The organism is Luteimonas marina, from assembly GCF_007859325.1.
GTDB lineage: Bacteria > Pseudomonadota > Gammaproteobacteria > Xanthomonadales > Xanthomonadaceae > Luteimonas > Luteimonas marina.
This window is the reverse complement of the sequence record NZ_VOHK01000003.1, coordinates 488,545-505,070: the sequence shown is the minus strand read 5'-3', so window position 1 is coordinate 505,070 and position 16,526 is coordinate 488,545. Positions and strand designations below refer to the sequence as shown.

14 protein-coding genes are annotated in these 16,526 nt (G+C 67.5%); 7 read left to right on the top strand and 7 right to left on the bottom strand.

Annotated features, from left to right (window positions below; genetic code table 11):
• Positions 1-39: 39 nt before the first annotated feature.
• Positions 40-1,377, top strand: a complete 1,338-nt coding sequence (locus FQY83_RS08925) for a putative porin (protein ID WP_146387209.1) — start codon at positions 40-42, stop codon at positions 1,375-1,377.
• A 21-nt stretch (positions 1,378-1,398) separates the two neighbouring features.
• Positions 1,399-2,442: an AbrB family transcriptional regulator gene (locus tag FQY83_RS08920; protein ID WP_146387207.1), complete on the top strand. Its 1,044-nt coding sequence runs from the start codon at positions 1,399-1,401 to the stop codon at positions 2,440-2,442.
• Here FQY83_RS08920 and FQY83_RS08915 read toward each other — a convergent pair.
• Positions 2,381-5,494, bottom strand: a complete 3,114-nt coding sequence (locus FQY83_RS08915; protein ID WP_146387205.1) for an efflux RND transporter permease subunit — start codon at positions 5,492-5,494, stop codon at positions 2,381-2,383. The two genes, FQY83_RS08920 and FQY83_RS08915, sit on opposite strands and share 62 nt — an antisense overlap.
• Positions 5,491-6,639, bottom strand: coding sequence for an efflux RND transporter periplasmic adaptor subunit (locus tag FQY83_RS08910; protein ID WP_158636472.1), 1,149 nt, complete (start codon positions 6,637-6,639; stop codon positions 5,491-5,493). Before FQY83_RS08910 ends, FQY83_RS08915 begins: the two co-directional genes overlap by 4 nt.
• Positions 6,640-6,853: 214 nt before the next feature.
• Here FQY83_RS08910 and FQY83_RS17580 point away from each other — a divergent pair, with 214 nt between their 5' ends.
• The 3 genes from FQY83_RS17580 to FQY83_RS08895 are packed head-to-tail and all read left to right on the top strand — an operon-like array spanning position 6,854 to position 9,224.
• The gene (locus FQY83_RS17580) at positions 6,854-7,192 is read left to right on the top strand and encodes a PepSY domain-containing protein (protein WP_158636471.1); all 339 of its coding nucleotides are present in this window, start codon (positions 6,854-6,856) and stop codon (positions 7,190-7,192) included.
• Positions 7,192-7,869 carry a response regulator transcription factor gene (locus tag FQY83_RS08900; RefSeq protein WP_146387199.1) on the top strand — a complete coding sequence of 226 codons (678 nt, stop codon included), beginning with the start codon at positions 7,192-7,194 and terminating at the stop codon, positions 7,867-7,869. Before FQY83_RS17580 ends, FQY83_RS08900 begins: the two co-directional genes overlap by 1 nt.
• Positions 7,866-9,224: a sensor histidine kinase gene (locus FQY83_RS08895; RefSeq protein WP_146387196.1), complete on the top strand. Its 1,359-nt coding sequence runs from the start codon at positions 7,866-7,868 to the stop codon at positions 9,222-9,224. The genes FQY83_RS08900 and FQY83_RS08895 overlap by 4 nt, the downstream gene beginning before the upstream one ends.
• Positions 9,225-9,292: 68 nt before the next feature.
• Here the strand turns inward: FQY83_RS08895 and FQY83_RS08890 are convergent, their stop codons facing one another.
• On the bottom strand, positions 9,293-9,841 hold the full coding sequence (locus FQY83_RS08890; RefSeq protein WP_146387195.1) for a cytochrome b: 549 nt from the start codon (positions 9,839-9,841) through the stop codon (positions 9,293-9,295).
• Between the two features lie 416 nt (positions 9,842-10,257).
• Here FQY83_RS08890 and FQY83_RS08885 point away from each other — a divergent pair, with 416 nt between their 5' ends.
• Positions 10,258-10,572 (top strand): PepSY domain-containing protein, encoded by a 315-nt coding sequence (locus FQY83_RS08885; RefSeq protein ID WP_146387193.1) that lies wholly within the window; start codon positions 10,258-10,260, stop codon positions 10,570-10,572.
• A 573-nt stretch (positions 10,573-11,145) separates the two neighbouring features.
• Complete coding sequence (locus FQY83_RS08880; RefSeq protein WP_146387190.1) at positions 11,146-11,883, top strand: TerC family protein; 738 nt, start codon at positions 11,146-11,148, stop codon at positions 11,881-11,883.
• Between the two features lie 172 nt (positions 11,884-12,055).
• On the opposite strand, the gene FQY83_RS08875 is transcribed toward FQY83_RS08880, so the two are convergent.
• From FQY83_RS08875 to FQY83_RS08860, 4 genes are all read right to left on the bottom strand, one after another.
• Complete coding sequence (locus FQY83_RS08875; RefSeq protein WP_146387188.1) at positions 12,056-13,342, bottom strand: hydroxymethylglutaryl-CoA reductase, degradative; 1,287 nt, start codon at positions 13,340-13,342, stop codon at positions 12,056-12,058.
• 271 nt (positions 13,343-13,613) lie between these two features.
• Positions 13,614-14,378, bottom strand: coding sequence for an enoyl-CoA hydratase/isomerase family protein (locus FQY83_RS08870; RefSeq protein WP_146387179.1), 765 nt, complete (start codon positions 14,376-14,378; stop codon positions 13,614-13,616).
• Positions 14,378-15,622 (bottom strand): CaiB/BaiF CoA transferase family protein, encoded by a 1,245-nt coding sequence (locus tag FQY83_RS08865; RefSeq protein WP_146387177.1) that lies wholly within the window; start codon positions 15,620-15,622, stop codon positions 14,378-14,380. The genes FQY83_RS08870 and FQY83_RS08865 overlap by 1 nt, the downstream gene beginning before the upstream one ends.
• A gap of 226 nt (positions 15,623-15,848) precedes the next feature.
• Positions 15,849-16,340, bottom strand: a complete 492-nt coding sequence (locus FQY83_RS08860; protein WP_146387175.1) for an Lrp/AsnC family transcriptional regulator — start codon at positions 16,338-16,340, stop codon at positions 15,849-15,851.
• Positions 16,341-16,526: the final 186 nt, after the last annotated feature.

The following is a 16,526-nucleotide window of genomic DNA, read 5'->3' as shown; positions in this document are numbered from 1 at the left end:
GCTCCGGCTGTCGCCGGAACCCACAGGAGTCATCCGACGATGAACACTTCACTCCGCACAAAGAGGGCGCGATCACCGCATCTGGCGTGGCTCTGCCCGCTCGCGATCGCCGCGTCCTGCCTGTCCATGCCCTACGCGTTCGCGCAGACGCCCGAACAGGCGCAGTCGATCAAAGAGGAACTGAAAACGCTGCGGGAAGACCAGGCGCGCATCGCAGAACTGCAGCAGCGCAACGAGGCCGCCATCCGGGCACTCGAGGCAAGGCTGGGCGTCGCTTCCCCCGAACCGCCGGCGGAGATCACCACGGGTACGGCGGCACCAGGCACTGCGACGGCATCGGCCGCCAACAGCGTGCTGGATCGCCTAAAGATCACCGGCGACCTTCGCTTGCGCAGCCAGCACGACCGCTCGGACAGCGATGCCCGTGACAGGACCAGTGGACAGATCCGCGCACGCCTGGGCGCGACCTACGCCATCAATGACCGGGTGACCGTTGGCGGCCGTCTCGTGACCGGCGATTCTGATGATCCCAACAGCTCGGACGTGCAGCTGTCCAACTGGGCCGACGACCTCGGCGTCAGCCTCGACCTAGCATATGCCCAGCTGAAGTTCGGCGACCTGACCGTCTACGGCGGCAAGTTTCCGCAGCCGTTCGCACGTACCGACCTGGTCTGGGACGGCGACGTGAATCCACAAGGCCTCGCGACGACCTACAAGCACGGCCTCGCCGGCGGCGGTGCGCTGCGGGCGAACGCCCTGTTCTTCGTGGTCGACGAGCGGGCGGCCGGGTCGGACAGCACCATGGGCGGCTTGCAGCTGGGATACGACTCGCCGACCTACGGCGGCTTCAAGTACGACATCTCCGGCGCCTACTATCACTACAGCTTGGGTAGCCTGAACGGTGCGGACTCGGGCGACTGGCGCACCAACCGCCTGAATCCGGACGGCACGTTCATGTCCAAATTCGAGCTGGCCAACCTGCTCGTCGGTGCAACCTGGCAAGGCTCCGACGAGAAGTGGCCGGTGCGCGTGGTCGGCGACTACGTCAAGAACCTCGGCGCCATCGATAAAGAGGACACCGGCTTCGGCGTGGACGTGAGCGTCGGCCGGGCGAGCAAGCCGGGCGACTGGCGCTTCACCTACGGCTATTCGCAGACCGACGTGGATGCGGTGCTGTCGGCGTTCTCGCACGACAACATCGGCATCGCCACCAACTACAAGCTGCACGCGCTGACGGTGGACTACACGCCGATGCCGAAGACGGCGATCAGCGCCATCTGGTATCACTACAAGCCCAACGATCCGGCCTACGCCGGCAGCAACCAGCCCAACGACTGGCTCGACCGGATCCGGCTGTTCTTCCTGATGAACTTCTAGGCCCTGCTATATGCGCAATACATGATACCCCGGGCACGGTGGCTCGCCACCATTGCGGCGAGCATCGCGGCAGGCGGTGCGATCCAGGCGATCGGCGCTCCCCTGCCCTGGATGATCGGCCCCATCCTGGTCTTCGCCGGCGCGAACGCGGCACATGCAGGACTGCATGTGCCGCGTTCGTTTCGCCATGCGGGACAGCTGCTGGTCGGGGCCGCGCTCGGCCTGTACTTCACCGCGCCCGTACTGGCACAAATGCTTGGCCTGCTGGGATGGATCGCGCTGGCGACGGCGCTGTCGCTGGGCGCCGGCCTGCTCGCTTCACGGATCCTGATGCGGATCGGACGGGTCGATCCAGTCACCGCGTTCTTCGCCTGCACCACGGGCGGGGCGGCGGAGATGGCCAACCAGGCCGAGCGCCATGGCGCACGCGTGGACCAGGTGGCCGCCTCGCAGGTGACACGGGTGCTGCTGGTGGTACTGCTGCTTCCGCTGGGGTTCCAGCTCACGGGACTGCACGGACACGACGCCTACTATCCGGTTGCGCTCCCACTTCAACCCTGGGGACTGGTGGCGCTGCTCCTGGGCAGCGTGCTCGCGGGTAGCCTCGCGTCGCGGTTCGGCGTGCCCAACGGTTGGCTGTTCGGGCCGCTGCTGCTGGGCGCGATCCTGACCGCCAGTGGACACGCGCTGTCGTCCGTACCTGCATGGCTGGTCAATCTCGGCCAATGGCTGATCGGCTGTTCGCTGGGATCGCGCTTCACGCCGGAGTTCTTCCGCGGCGCACGGCGGTTCCTGCTGGGCGTGCTGGCCAGCGGTTGTGTCCTGATCCTGCTCTGCCTCGGCAGCGCGAGCCTGGTGGCATGGCTCTCGGGCATCCCGTGGGCCACCATGGCGCTGGCCACCGCACCTGGCGGACTGGCGGAAATGGGATTGACCGCAAAGCTGCTCAAGCTCGGCGTGCCGGTGGTCACGGCCTTCCACGTCGTGCGCCTGGCTATCGTCGTTACGACGGCAGGCCCGTGCTTCCGGTTGCTGCGCCGCCTGCGTCCACCTGCGCATTCCTAGCTTCGGCGCCGGCGCGGTTCCGCCTGCGCCGCGTCCACTGTTCGAAGGTCATGAACACGACCGGCGTGATCAGCAGGGTGATGACCTGCGACACCAGCAGCCCGCCGACCACCGCCACGCCCATCGGCTGCCGAAGCTCCGCGCCCGCACCCACCCCCAGCGCCAGCGGCAGGGCGCCGACTAGCGCGCAGATGGTGGTCATCATGATCGGGCGGAAACGGTGCAGGCAGGCCTCGCGGATCGCGCGCTCGGACGACCAGCCCTGCTTGCGCTGCGCCTCGAGCGCGAAGTCGATCATCATGATCGCGTTCTTCTTGACGATACCGATCAGCAGCACGATGCCGATCATCGCCACGAAGGTGAGCTCGAGCCCGGTCAGCCGCAGCGCCAGCAGCGCGCCGAGAGCCGCCGACGGGATACCCATCAGGATGGTGACCGGGTGGATCCAGCTCTCGTACAGCACGCCCAGGATCAGATAGATCACCGCCACGGCCGCCACCACCAGCCAGATCTGCGTGGTCTGCGAGCGCTCGTACAGCGCGGCCTGGCCGTCGAAGGAGCCGAACAGGGTGTCGGGCATCCCGATGTCGCGCTGCCCTTCGGCAATCACAAGTTGGGCGTCGGACAGCGAGTATCCCGGCGCCAGTTCGAACGAAATGGTGTGCGCCGGCAGTTGCGCCTTGTGCGCGACCAGGGTCTTGCCGCTGCTGCGCTTGATGCTGGCGATCGCTCCCAGCGGCACCAGCGCGCCTTCTGCGCTGCGCACGTACACCTTGCCCAGCGCCTGTTCGTCGCGCCGCTGCGCGTCGGCCAGCACCATGATCACCTTGTAACTCGCTTCCGGCGCAAAGATCGTCGAGACCTCGCGCGTGCCGAACGCGGCGTACAGGGTGTTGCGGAAGGACGACATGTCGATACCCAGCATGGCCAGCTTGTTGCGGTCCACCTCGATCGAGGCTTCAAGGCCAAGTGCTTCCGAATCCGATTCGACGTCGGCGAACACGTCCGACGCCTTCAGCACGTGCAGCAGCTTCTCCGCCCAGGCATCCAGGTCGTCGGCGCCGAGCGACTGCAGGGTGTACTGGTAGGCGCTGGCGGAACTGCTCGAACCGACCTTCAGGTTCTGCACCGGACTGAACGACACCGAGATGCCCGGGAGGATGTTGGTGTCCCTGCGCATGCGCGCCAGCACCACCTGCATCGAGGGGCGTTGCGAACGATCCTTCAGGTCGATGTCGAACTTGGTGCTGTCCTGGTCCACCTTGGAAGCGATGGCCTGCACCGCATCGTCCTGCAACAGGATGGACTGCACCTGGCGCAGCGCGACCAGCCGCGCCGCGAACGACATGTCCGGTGGCGCCTTGAGCTTGACCGAGACCTGGCCGGTGTCCTCCTGCGGGAAGAAGCCCTTGGGCGCGAGCTGGTACATCGCCACGGTCAGCACGACGGTGGCCGCGCCGATCACTATCACGGCTCGACGGTGCGACAGCGCCCAGTCCAGCGCGCGCGCGTAGACCGCGCCCATCGCGCCCATCGCGCCGCCAGCCGGATGCGCCGCGTGCGGCAGTTCCCGCGACCTGGCGAGGATCGACGGCGCGATGGCCGGGATCAGGGTCAGCGACACCAGCGCGGACACGAGGATGGCGGTCGCGACCACGATCGCAAACTCGTGGAACAGCAGACCCACCGTGCCCGGCATGAAGAAGATCGGGATGAACACCGCCACCAGCGAGACCGAGATGGAGACGACGGTGAATCCCACTTCCCTCGCCCCGATGTCCACGGCTTCGCGGATCGGCAGGCCGCGTTCGCGATGGCGCATGATGTTCTCGAGCACCACGATCGCGTCGTCCACCACCAGGCCGACTGCGATGGTCAGGCCCATCAGCGAGATGTTGTTCAGGCTCAGATCCATCCACCACATCAGCGCGAACGTGCCCAGCAGCGAAACCGGCACGGTCACCGCCGGGATCACGGTGGCCGACAGCCGGCGCAGGAACAGGAAGATCACCAGCACCACCAGCGCCACGGTGAGCCCCAGAGTGATGTTGACGTCGTGGATGGCGTGGCGGATCGAGAGCGAACGGTCGCCCAGCACCCGCACGTTCACGGATGGCGGCATCTGGCTGCGCAGCCGGTCCAGCGCCGCAACCACGCCGTCGACCGCGGCCACCGTGTTCGCACCCGGCTGGCGGCGGATGTCCAGCCCGATCGCGTACTTGCCGTTGACCTCGCTGGTGTTCTGCACGTCTTCGACGCTGTCGATGACCTCGGCCACGTCCTTCAACTGCACCGTGCGGCCGTTGCGGGTCGCGACCACCACGTCCGCGAAGTCCGCCGCGCGCATCAGGCCGGTGTCCATCTGCAGCGCCAGCATCTGACGATTGCCGTCGAGCTGGCCCAGCGGCGTGTTGGCGTTGGTCGCCTTCAACGCGTTGCCCACTTCCAGCAGCGTCAAGTCCAGGGCCGCCAGCCGCTCGGGATCCACGTGCACCCGTACCGCGTAGCGCTTGCGGCCCTTGACCGTGACCTGGGCCACGCCCGGCACGGTCGACAGCGCCGGCACCACCACCTCGTCGATGTAGGTGTTCAGCCGCGACAGCGGCATGGTCGGGGAGTCGATCGCGACCGAGACGATCGGCGCATCGCCGGGATTGACCTTCTTGTAGCTCGGCGGCGCCGGCAGTTCCGACGGCAGCGAGCGGCTGATGCGGAACAGCGAGGCCTGCACGTCCGCCGCGGCGGCGTCAATGTCGCGCGTGGGCTCGAACTCCAGCAGGATCTTGGTTTCGCCCTGGATGCTCTCGGAGGTCGTGCCAACCAGCCCGGGGATCGACGAGAATTCCTTCTCCAGCGGCGTCGCGATCGAGGTGGCCATGTTCTCCGGGCTCGCGCCCGGCATCTTGGCCTCCACCTCGATCGTCGGCGTCTCGTAGCGCGGCAGCGCCGAGATCGGCAGCTCCAGCCAGCACAGGATGCCGGCCACCACCACCGCCAGCCACAGCATGATCGTGGCGGTCGGCCGTTCCAGGCAGAGGCTGGAAAGATTCATGGCGCGGCCGACCCCGATGCCGACCGCGTCCGCACCGTCATCCCTTCCCGGATCGACTGGTTGCCCTCCGCCACGATCGACTCGCCCGCCTCCAGTCCTGTCACCACCGCGACGCCGTCCTGGACGCCGGCGAAGTTCACCGGCCGCGCATGCACCTTGCCCTGCGCGTCCACCTGGTAGACGAAGTGCCCTTCCGGGCCTTCCAGCAGCGCCTGCGGCGGCAGCACCACCGCGTCGCGCTTCAGGCCGGCGGCCACCCGCAGGCGGACGAAGCCGCCCGGCCACAGCCGATGCTCGGGATTGTCGAACTGCGCCTTCAGGCGGATGGTGCCGGTGGTCGGGTCGATGGTGTTGTCGGTGAACACGATCGTGCCCTGCATCGCGCCGTTCCCGGTCTCGGCGGTCACTTCTGCCTCACCGTTGCCGAGGGCGTGGGTCAGCGCCGCCAATTCGCGTTCGGGCACGCTGAACTCCACCGCGATCGGATCCATCTGCACGATCCGCACCAGACTGACCGCGTCGGAAGGCCGCACCAGTGCGCCACGGCGCACAGAAACGGCGCCGGCGCGCCCCGAGATCGGTGCAACGATGCGGGTATAGCCGGCCTTCACCTGGCTGCTCTCGATCTCGGCCTGCGCCGCCTGCTGCTGCGCCTTCAGCACCTCGACCTTGCTCGCGGCCGCGTCCAGCGCGCTGGGGGAGATGTACTTCGACGCCACCAGCTCCTGCGACCTAGCGTGGTTGCGGCGCGCTTCGGCCAGTTCGGCGGTGGTCTGCTCATACTTCGCCCGGGCCTGGCGGACCAGCGCCGGCGCGTCCCCGGCATCGAGCACGAACAGCAGCTGCCCGGCGGTCACGTCCTGTCCCTCGCCGAAGTTCAAGGTGGACACCGTGCCGTCGATCTGTGGCCGGACCTCCACCTCGTTGATCGGCACCACGTGCCCCTGCGCTTCCACGATGTGCGGCAGGTCCGCCACCTCGCTGCTGACCAGTTCGACCAGCGGCGGCACCTTGCCCGCATTGGCCTGCCCGTCGGTCTTGTCACCGGACAGGGCGTAGGCCAACAGCAGGCCGCCGCCCGCAGCAAGGCCCGCGAGCAGCAGCCACCGGCGCTTGGGTATTCGGGACTTTCCGGGCAGGTTCATGGGCGGCCAGGCAGGAAGGAACCGGGACGACACATGGACGCAAGCGCTGCGATCGGGGCGCAATCCACGCGACAGGGGAGGTGTGCGTGTGCTTGCGTCCATGGCCGCCCCGGTGGGAGGCTGTTGGTCGACTCAATGTTTACGCCCCGTTGCTGACATCGCCCCGAACGGGGGCGTCAGTCTGGCGTCAGCAACGGAATGGAATGCTTCCAGCATGCGCGCACTCCTCCCCCTCCTGATCGCGGTCTTCCTCGTGACCGGCGCCGCCGCGCCCGTGCCGTCGCAGGGCAAGGACAAGGATCGCAAGGCCGAGGAAAAACGCGCCAAGAAGGCGGCCCAGGAGGCCGCGCTCGCCGCGCTGCAGCGGGGCGAAATCCTGCCATTGGCACGTATCATGGCCATCGCCACGTCGCTGGTGCCGGGCGACATCATCGAGATCGAGTACAAGGCCGGTCCGCAGTACGAGATCGAGGTGCTGACGCCGTCCGGGCGCATCCGGGAAATCAAGCTCGATGCCCGAACCGGCGAGGTCATCAAGATCAAGGACAAATAGTGCGCGCCCTCCTCGTCGAAGATGATCCGGATGTCAGCGCCGACGTCGCCTCGGCGCTGGCCGCCAACGGGTTCGTCGTCGACTGCGCGGACGATGGCCGCAAGGCCTGGTTCCTCGGCGATACCGAAGACTACGACCTGTGCGTCCTCGACCTGGGCCTGCCCGGCATGGACGGCCTGTCCGTGCTGCGCCGCTGGCGCATGGCCGAGCGCAATTTCCCGATCCTGATCCTGTCCGCGCGCGGCGACTGGACGGAGAAGGTCGAGGGCATCGAAGCCGGCGCGGACGATTACCTGTCCAAGCCATTCAAGATCGGCGAACTGGTCACCCGCGCGCGCGCGCTGGTCCGGCGCGCGGCGGGACGCGCCTCTCCGCTGCTGGAGTGCGGCCGACTGGTGCTGGACACGCGCCGCATGAGCGCGACGCTGGACGGCAAACCGGTGCAGCTCTCCGCGCTGGAGTTCCGCTTCTTCGACTACCTGGCCCACCATGCCGACCGCGCCGTCTCGGCGGGGGAACTGGCCGACCATCTCTACGGCACCAGCGAATCGGGCGACACCAACGCCATAGAGGCGCTGGTGCTGCGCCTGCGGCGCAAGCTCGGCGCCGACATCATCGTCACCCGGCGCGGCTTCGGCTACCAGATCGGCGGTGAGCCTCCGTCCGGCGGCCCATGAGCTCCGGCTCCCTGCGATGGCGCCTGATGCTGGGCGCGGCGGCCACCATGCTGGTGACGCTGACGCTTGCGCTGCTGGCCATGAGCCTGCTGTTTTCCCGTCATATCGAACGCCGCGTGGCCGAAGACCTGCAGCGCGAAGCGCTGCGCATCGTCGCCAGCCTCCACGTCGATGAAGCGGGACTGCCGCAGTCCGGCGCCAACGTGTCCGACCCGAGGTACGACACGCCTGCCGGTGGCCGCTACTGGCAGTTGACGTCGATGGCCGGGGCTTCGCGCTCGCTTTCGCTCTGGGATGAATCGCTGCCGGATCCGGTCGACGCCGACACCGACAAATGGCGCGCGCGCGAGGACGATGGCCCCTTCAACCAGCGGATCATGCTGCTCGAACGCAGCGTCAGCCTGGAAGGCGTCGACCGCCCCATCCGCGTGCAGCTGGCGCAGAACATCGCCGACCTGCGCATCGCCCGGAACCAGTTCCGCCGCGAACTGGGACTGTTCCTCGTGGCCCTGTGGCTGATGCTCATGGCCGCCTCCTGGGTGCAGATCCATCTCGGCCTGAAGCCGCTGCGCAGGCTGCGCAACGAACTCGAACGGATGCGGCGCAGCCCGACCGAGCGCCTGGACGGGCGCTATCCGAGCGAGGTCATGCCGCTGACCTCCGCCATCAACCGCCTGGCCGAGGCGCGCGAGCGCGACGTGGTGCGGGCGCGGCGGCGCGCCGCCGACCTCGCGCACTCCCTGAAGACGCCGCTTGCCGCGCTGGGCGCGCTGAGCCGGCGCGTCAGGGCCGCACCGCAGCCGGCGCTGGCCGACGACCTGGACCGCGTGCTGTCCTCTGCCGGCGCGGCGCTCGAGGCGGAGCTTGCCCGCTCCCGCGCCGCCGCCATTCGCGACCAGATCGGCACGTCCGAGGCGGATCCCGTCGAAGTCGCCGACCGGATCGTCTCGGTACTCCAGCGAACCGAACGCGGCGCCGGCCTGGTCTACGACGTGGACATCGAGGAAGGCGTCAGGCTCCCCATTGCGGGCGACGACCTCATGGAGGTGCTGGGCGCGCTGATCGAGAACGCGACCCGCTTCGCAAGGCGCCAGGTGTCCGTTCGCGGGCACGCCGCTCCGGAGGGGGTCGGGCTCGTGGTGGAAGACGATGGTCCCGGCCTGAACATCAGCGTCGAGGAAGCGCTGCAGCGCGGCGGACGGCTCGACGAAGCGGGCAGCGGCAACCATGGGCTCGGCCTGTCGATCGCCCGCGACATCATCGAGGCGACGCAGGGCACGCTGACCCTGGGGAAATCCGCACTCGGCGGGCTGCGCGTCCAGCTCGACTGGCCAACGATCCGCGGGACGGCCTGAGCCATCCGTTCCCACGCGCCCGCGGCGATCGGAATCCGGCGCCGACGGCATTGGCGTCGCCGCTCACCTCACCTGCGTGTCGGCAGCATGCGCAGCAGCGTGTTGTCCTTCCAGACGTAGTGATGGATGATCGCCGCCAGGGCGTGCAAGCCGATGATCCAGTAGCCGGCGGTGCCCACTGCCTCGTGGATTTCCACGATGGATCCCGCAAGCGCCTTGTCCTGGCCTGTCAGCGCAGGCAGGTGCAGGCCGAAGAACGGGATGGGCTTTCCGGCCGCACTGAGGACCACCCAGCCGGCCAACGGCATTCCGATCATGAAGGCGTAGAGCACCACGTGCACTGCACGGGAGACCAGCCGCTGCCATGCAGGCGGCGTCGGCACGATCGGAGGTGCGGCGTACCGCAGCCGAAGGAACAGGCGCAGCCACACCAGCGCGAATACGAGCAGGCCGAACATGAAATGCAGGCTCTTCATCGTCTCGCGGGCATCGCTTCCCTTCTCGAACAGCACCCGCAGCTCGATGAAGGCGTAAACCGCAACGAACAAGGCAAGCATCAGCCAATGAAGGCGGATCGACCAACGATTGAAACCCGGGTTTTCGTTTGCATCATTCATGTCGGCGCATCCTGTTCAGTGTTCCGGTTACGGCGCAAACTTGGCTGGCGGTCGGATTCAAAGCCGTGCCTACAGCCCCCTGCCTTCTCCGATCCCGGCATTCGACGCGCTTTGTGCAACGCCGGAAGCAGGCCAGGAAGGCCCGGGCTGCCCGGACCTTTCAGGCGGGATGGCCCGATACGGCTTGTAGCAGGTCGCCCCTGACAATCGCGGCACGCATCCCGTCAGCCTGGCGTCAGACTGGGTCACGGAATGCCCCTCCCGCATTCGCGGAAGCAAGCCTGGCGCCCCATCACGAGTGCACGTTCCGGGGAAACTGACGCACTGCTGACGCCAGGCCTCCCGTGCATGTCAGCGAGCCCCCTGTAGAACACGATTGCCGATACAGGCAATCAACTTCATACAGGACATCGAACATGAGAACCGAACGAGTCAAGACTTCCGGCATCACCCTGCTCATGGGCGCCGGGCTGGTGATTTCCTCCATGGCCGTCTTTGCACAGCAGACGGGCCGAACCCCCGCGACGAACAACGCCTACATGAGTGCAGGCGACGTGGAGCGCCGTGCCATCGCGGAGGGCGTCTCCGTAATCACCGAAATCGAACTGGAAGATCGACTGGCGGAAGTGGAAGGGCGCGACGCGCAGCAGCGGAAGGTCGAACTGGTGATCGACCGCCGGACCGGCGAAGTCCTGCAGCGCAAGGTGAAGCAGGCGCGTTTCGGGAACTGACGGAACCACCGCTCCGTAAAATATGAATCCGTCATTCCTGCGAAGGCGGGGATCCAGCGTCTTTCGTAGCAGCGCCAACCGGCCGCGGAATCTCCGGGCCGTTCCATCATTGAAGGCCAAAGACCCTGGATCCCCGCCTTCGCGGGGATGACGATCGCCCTCTGTGCCGGAAGCAGGCGGGACATCGACTGCGGGACGGACGCGCCGAGGAATGTCAGCTTCATGACAACTTGGGCGACTATGGTGTCGCGGCTCGTACGCGACATCGCGTCCGCTCCCGCAAACCCCGGGGACGGGATGCGGCGCCACGCGGTTACGGCAATCGCAGCAGTCGGTGGCCGGGATGGAGAACGGCAATGCAGCCCTGCACGAAGCGACTCGCGCCCGGCGCCGGATCATCGATCTCCGCTTCCTTCCTTCCGTGAACATGTCCCAGGTACTCCATCCATTGGTCCGTCGACTGTCCCCCGTGCCGGATCGCCTGGCGATGATGCCCATCCTCGCCGGTGTCCATGAAGCCGGCGCGGGCAGGCTGCCCGCTGTGAATGCAGGCCCGTCGGGAAAACGTTCCCGATGATGGACCTGTGGCTCGACCCGCAGGTCTGGATCCTGCTGCTGACGTTGAGCACGATCGAGATCGTGCTGGGCATCGACAACCTGGTGTTCATCTCGATCGCGGTCAGCAAGCTGCCGGCGGAGCGCCGCGAGTTCGCGCGCAAGTTCGGCATCGCCGTCGCCTGCATCACCCGCATCGCGCTGCTGCTGACCCTGGCCTGGCTTGCCGGCCTGACGTCGGAGCTGTTCACCCTGCTCGGCCAGGGCATTTCGGTGCGCGACCTGGTGCTGATCCTGGGCGGCCTGTTCCTGCTGGTGAAGGGCGCGATGGAGATCCGCGACCTGGTCGCCGGCGAACCCGAACCCGAGTCCGAGGGCGTCGGCACCAGACCGATGGCGTCGTTCGCGGGCGTGATCACGCAGATCGCGATCATCGACATCGTGTTCTCGCTCGATTCGGTGATCGCGGCGGTCGGCATGGCCGGCGACTACGTGCCGGTGATGGTGGTCGCGATCTTGGTGGCGGTCTCGGTGATGCTGCTGGCGGCGCGCCCCCTGGGCCAGTTCATCGACAGCAACCCGACGATCAAGATGATGGCGCTGGCCTTCATCCTGCTGATCGGCGCCTACCTCGTGCTGGAAGGCCTCGACGTGCACGTTCCGCGCGGCTACATCTACGGGGCGATGGGGTTCTCCGCGCTGGTCGAATGCCTGAACCTGTGGGCCAAGCGCAACCTGCCGCTGCGCGAAGCCTGACCGCCTGTCCGGCACGGGCAATCGCGCGATCGCCGGCCCGATGCGCGGGCTTGACGCGGACCGATGAGGTCCGGCGGGCGCCGCGCCCGCGCGGCCTCGCCGCCGGGCTGGCGACGAAGCCCGCGTCACCGGTTGCCTCCGTCCCATTCAAACTCCGCGACCGCCACGGGCGTCAGTCCGCAGGCGCTTCCGCTTCGCCCCTGAGCTCGGCGAGGATCTGCTGCGCGCGGTCCAGCCGCACGTGGCCGTCGGCCACCAGTCGTTCCACCAGCGCGCCTATCTCGCCTTCGACTGCGCCCGCGGCGGCGGCCACGTTGCGCGCATGCAGCGACATGTGGCCGCGCTGGATGCCCTCGGTCGCCAGCGCGCGCAGCGCGGCCGTGTTCTGCGCCAGCCCCACGGCCGCGGTGATCTCGGCCAGCTGCACGGCGCTTTCGACGCCAAGGAGCTTCACCGCCGCCTGCGCCGTCGGATGGGTCTTGGTCGCGCCGCCGATCAGGCCCAGCGCGAGCGGCAGTTCGAGCGTGCCGACCAGATGCCCGTCGGCGTCCTTCTCGAAGTGCGACAGCGAGGTATAGCGCCCGTCGCGGCAGGCATGGCAGTGCGCACCGGCCTCGATCGCGCGGGTATCGTTGCCCGTCGCGAGCACGACGGCGGAGATGCCGTTCATGATGCCCTTGTTGTGCGTGGCGGCGCGGTACGGATCGGCGGCGGCGAAGCGATAGGCATTGACGATGCCGTCGACGACATCCGGACCGCCGAGCTTCTCCGCGTCGAACACCGCACGCGCGCGTACCAGGCGCAGGTCGGCCTTGTTGGACAGGATCCGCAGCAGCACCCGGCCGCGCGCGATCGCGGCGATCCGCGGCGCCAGCGCCTCGGCCATGGTATTGACCGCGTTCGCGCCCATCGCGTCGCGGACGTCAACCTGCAGGTGCAGGACCACGCAGCGGAAATCGCCCGAGTCCACAAGTCTCACCTCGATGGCGCGGGCGCCGCCGCCGAGCTTGACCAGCAGTGGGTCCTGCTCGTTCGCCAGCGCGATGAGCTCGTCGCCGGCCTCCAGCAGGCGCAGGCGCGCGCCGTGGGGATCGGCCACGTCGAGGATCTGCACCTGCGCGATCATCACCGGCGCGTTGCCCGAGGTGCGGAAGCCGCCGCGCTCGCGGGCGATCAGCGCGGCGTTGCTCGCGGCCGCGACCACCGAGGGCTCCTCGGTGGCCATCGGCACCAGGTAGTCGGCGCCGTTGACGAGGAAGTTGGCGGCGATGCCCAGCGGGATCGCGATCGTGCCCACCGCGTTCTCGATCATGCGGTCGGCGATCGCGGCCATGCCGGCGTCCGTCTGCCGCAGCGGCAGCAGTTGTTCGGCCGGCAGTCCGCTGGCTTCGACGATCCTACGGAAACGGCTTTCCGGGTCGAGCTTGTAGAAACCCGGGATGCGGCTGGAGGCGTTCATGGTGGTTCCTGGGAGATGGGGGGATACGAAAGGTTGTTCCGGCGCGAAAACCTGCAAGAGCGCATTCAGGGCACTTCTGAAAATACCGGATTTGTCATTTCGATCGCAGTGAGAAATCTTGCTTTTCAAACGCTTGGATTTCTCGCTACGCTCGAAATGACAGTTTTTTGGAAGGTCCCTTCAGGCACGATGGCTTTTGCGGCTTCGTCGAACGTAAGGTCGCGGCTGAAGCCGCTCCTGCAGCGTGCTAACTGGATGGATTGGGGAGGTGTCAGTCGAAAACGGGGGTCTGCTTCTTTGCGAAGGCCGCCAGGCCGAGTCGCGCGTCGGCACTGGTGAAGGCGCGCTGGCCAAGCCTGGCTTCCTCGGCGAAGGCTTCGGCTTCCGGCAGGTGGACCAGGCGCTGCACCGACTCCTTGACCACGGCCAGCGCGGTGGGGCTGAGCGCCTTGATCCGTTCGGCGAGCGCCAGCGTCTGCGGCATCAGCTCCGCCGCCGGCACGACGCGGTTGATCAGGCCCTTGGCGAGCAGGTCCTGCGCGCTGAAGCCGTTCGCGGTGAGCAGCAGCTCCATGGCGTGCGCGTAGGGAATCTGCCGGACCAGGCGGACGAGCGTGCCGCCGGCCGGCACGATGCCGAGCGAGGGCTCGGGCAGCGCAAACTTGGCGTGCTCGGCCGCGATCCGGATGTCGGTGCCCAGCATGATCTCGAAGCCGCCGCCAAGGCACAGGCCGTTGATCGCGCACAGCACCGGCTTGTAGAGCCGCAGGTTCTTCAGGTGTGCGTCGTCCCACTGCGAGATGTCGAACCGGTCTTCCATCAGCGCCGGGATCGACTCGCCCAGGTCGGCGCCCACGCAGAACGCGCGCTGCCCGCTGGCGGTCAGGATCACCACGCGCACGCGGCTGTCCTCGCGCGCGGCGATGAACGCGTCCCCAAGCTCGCGGTACATCGCTAGGGTCAGCGCATTGAGCTTGTCCGGACGGTCGAAGCGGACCATCGCGATGCCGTCGGACACCTCGTAGGCAATTCCCATCACACCACTCCCGATGATTTCAGCCGCTGCAGTGACTCGGCGTCGATGCCCAGCAGGTCCGCATAGACCTCGGCGTTGTGCTGGCCTACATTCGGCGCCCGGCCGCTGGCCTGCGCCTGCGTGCGCGAGAGCTTGATCGGCGTGCCGAACATGCCGATCCGCCCCTGCGGATAGTCGACGTCCACGATCATTTCGCGCGCGGCGATGTGCGGGTCCTCGACCACTTCCCGGATGTTCTTCACCGCGCACAGCGGGATGTCGTCGCCCGCCATGGCTTCCAGTTCGGCCTTGCTGCGCTCGCGGAACCAGTTCTCCACGACCGGCTTGACGCGGCGCGCATAGACCTCCGGGTCGAAGCGCTTGGCCATGGTGTCGATCTCCGGGTCGGAGACCAGATCCGGCGTGCCGAACTTGCGGCACGACAGCGCCCACAGCTTGTCGTTGTAGCCGCCGAAGAACACGTGGCCATCGCGGCAGGGGAACTGCCCGTAGGGCCGCACGAAGGGATGGTCGTTGCCGAGCGGGCCGGCGATCTCGCCGTCGACGGTGTACTTGACGACCGCGTTCTCGGTCAGCGCCAGCACCGCGTCCTGCTGGGACACGTCGACCATCTGCCCCTGCCCTGTCCGCTCCGCCTCGCGCACCGCGGCGAGCACGCCGATCGCGGCGAACAGCGTCGCGGACACGTCGCCGATGATCGTGCCCACGCGCACCGGGGTACGATCGGGGTATCCGTTCATCGACCACAGTCCGCCGGTGGCCTGGCCGCTGTTGTCGAAGCCCGGCCTGAGCGCATTCGGGCCGGTCTGGCCGAAGCCGCTGATCGCGGCATAGACCAGCTTCGGATTCACGGCGCGCAAGGTGTCGTAACCGACGCCGAAGCGCTCCATCGTCCCGGGGCGGAAGTTCTCGACCAGCACGTCGGCGCGCGCCACCAGCTGCTTGAGCAGTTCGCGGCCGGCCTCGTGCTTGAGGTTGAGGGTGATGCCTTCCTTGTGCCGGTTGTACTGCGCGAAGAAGGCGCTGAAGCGATCGTCGCCTTCGCCGACGAAGGGCGGGAAGCCGCGGACGTAGTCGGGATCGTCGGGATGCTCGATCTTGATCACGCGTGCGCCGAGGTCGGCCAGGATCATCGAGCAGTAGGGGCCGGCCACGACCCGGGTGATGTCCAGTACGACGAGCCCGTGCAGGGGGCCGCGGCGCGGCGCGGCGGCAATCGCGTCACCCGCTTCAGGTGTCTTCATGGTTTTCCTCCCGCGGATGGATGCGGTTGCCGCAGCCACCCACCCACGTCATCCCCGCGCAGGCGGGGATCCAGTGTCTTTGGCTTGAACGATGGCGCCGCAGGGAAGTCCCGCAGCCAGCCCGCCCTGACGCGAACGACGCTGGGTCCCCGCCTGCGCGGGGATGACGTCTTCGTGCTTTCCGGGGAGTGCGTCGTGCCGCCGTTGGCGACGATCGCAGGGAAGATCAGCCCTGGCTGCCGCCCGGCGTCAGCGGATAACCTTCGAAGGACTTCATGTCCTCCATCAGGAAGCTGGAGACGATCTTCTCCACGCCGAAGTCGCCGTCGGTCATCTCGCGCATGACGCGCTTCCAGTCGTGCAGGTCGCTGACCACCACGCGCAGCATGTAGTCGTAATGGCCGCTGATCCGGATCGACTCCACGACCTCCGGCGTCTTCCTGACCCACTCGTCGAAATCCACGAACCTGCCGACCGAGTGCCGCTCGAAGGAAATCTGCGCGATCACGATGGTGGCCGTGCGGATCCGGTCGATCGCGACATGGGCGCGATAGCCGGTGATCAGGCCGCGCTGCTCCAGGTCGCGTACTCTCCGCAGGCAGGCGCTGGGCGACAGCGCCACGCGGTCGGCCAGCACGCGGTTCTTGATCTGCGCATCCTCCTGCAGGGCCTGCAGGATCTTCAGGTCGATCCGATCGAGTGGATCCTTGTGGGACATGCGGGGCGCCGGACAACGTGGTGCCGCGAAGTGTCGCCCGTGCGCCGCCGGGCAACAACCGCCCGGGCAATACCGCCGGTGAACGATGCATGCAGGGGAAATTGCCCGGCGTATTCATGCGACGAATCGTTCCGCGCGCGCGTTTGCGCACGCCCGCACGCCGAGTTGTTGCGCCAGAGCCGATGG

Coding starts and splice junctions, on each gene's coding strand:
- FQY83_RS08925 (WP_146387209.1), top strand. CDS start 40: ATGAACACTTCACTCCGCACAAAGAGGGCGCGATCACCGCATCTGGCG.
- FQY83_RS08920 (WP_146387207.1), top strand. CDS start 1,399: ATGATACCCCGGGCACGGTGGCTCGCCACCATTGCGGCGAGCATCGCG.
- FQY83_RS08915 (WP_146387205.1), bottom strand. CDS start 5,494: ATGAATCTTTCCAGCCTCTGCCTGGAACGGCCGACCGCCACGATCATG.
- FQY83_RS08910 (WP_158636472.1), bottom strand. CDS start 6,639: ATGAACCTGCCCGGAAAGTCCCGAATACCCAAGCGCCGGTGGCTGCTG.
- FQY83_RS17580 (WP_158636471.1), top strand. CDS start 6,854: ATGCGCGCACTCCTCCCCCTCCTGATCGCGGTCTTCCTCGTGACCGGC.
- FQY83_RS08895 (WP_146387196.1), top strand. CDS start 7,866: ATGAGCTCCGGCTCCCTGCGATGGCGCCTGATGCTGGGCGCGGCGGCC.
- FQY83_RS08890 (WP_146387195.1), bottom strand. CDS start 9,841: ATGAATGATGCAAACGAAAACCCGGGTTTCAATCGTTGGTCGATCCGC.
- FQY83_RS08885 (WP_146387193.1), top strand. CDS start 10,258: ATGAGAACCGAACGAGTCAAGACTTCCGGCATCACCCTGCTCATGGGC.
- FQY83_RS08880 (WP_146387190.1), top strand. CDS start 11,146: ATGATGGACCTGTGGCTCGACCCGCAGGTCTGGATCCTGCTGCTGACG.
- FQY83_RS08875 (WP_146387188.1), bottom strand. CDS start 13,342: ATGAACGCCTCCAGCCGCATCCCGGGTTTCTACAAGCTCGACCCGGAA.
- FQY83_RS08870 (WP_146387179.1), bottom strand. CDS start 14,378: ATGGGAATTGCCTACGAGGTGTCCGACGGCATCGCGATGGTCCGCTTC.
- FQY83_RS08865 (WP_146387177.1), bottom strand. CDS start 15,622: ATGAAGACACCTGAAGCGGGTGACGCGATTGCCGCCGCGCCGCGCCGC.
- FQY83_RS08860 (WP_146387175.1), bottom strand. CDS start 16,340: ATGTCCCACAAGGATCCACTCGATCGGATCGACCTGAAGATCCTGCAG.